The organism is Bradyrhizobium sp. 138, assembly GCF_023074075.1.
Lineage (GTDB): Bacteria > Pseudomonadota > Alphaproteobacteria > Rhizobiales > Xanthobacteraceae > Bradyrhizobium.
Genome location: NZ_JADPKT010000045.1, coordinates 1 through 734 on the forward strand (window position 1 = coordinate 1; position 734 = coordinate 734).

1 protein-coding gene is annotated in these 734 nt (G+C 68.8%); it reads right to left on the minus strand.

Annotated features, from left to right (window positions below):
• Positions 1–734 (minus strand): HAD-IC family P-type ATPase (locus IVA79_RS17865; protein ID WP_247554955.1); only part of this gene is annotated, 734 nt, incomplete at both ends.

The window sequence follows — 734 nt, forward strand, 5'->3', positions numbered from 1 at the left end:
CCGGGCTCTTCGACCGCACCGACAACAGGAGACCTGGCGCCGGCCGCTTGCGCGACGGCGGCGGCGACCGGATGATGGCTCGAGAGCGCAAGCCGGCTGGCGAGTTCGAAGACATCGGCGGGAATGTCGGCGGCATTCATCACTTCGAGATCGGGCAGCGTCAGCGTGCCGGTCTTGTCGAAGATGACATGGTCGGCCTCCGCCAGCCGCTCGATCGCGTCGCCGGAATTCAGCAGCACGCCGGACTTGAACATCGCGCCGGATGCCACCGTCTGCACGGTCGGAATGGCAAGGCCCAGCGCGCAGGGACAGGTGATGATCAGCACGGCGACGCCGGTCACGATCGCATCATGCCAGGACGCGCCGGCAATGACCCAGCCGAGAATGGTGATGAGCGCGGTCGCATGCACCACCGGCGCGTAGAGCCGCGAGGCGCGGTCGGCGAGGCGCATATAGCGCGAGCGTGCCTGGAGCGCGTTGTCGAGCAGCCGCGTGATCTCGGCGAGCAGCGTTGCCTCGGACGCGGCCGAGACCCGCACCCGCAGCGTGCCGGAGATGTTCATCGAGCCGGCATAGACCGCCGTGCCCTGCTCGGCCGTGACATAGAGCGTCTCGCCGGTGATCAGGCTCTGGTCGATCTCCGAACGGCCCTCGATCACGGTGCCGTCGACCGCGCAGCGCTCGCCGGGCCGCAAGAGCACGATGTCGCCGGGATGGATCGCGGCCACCGGCAC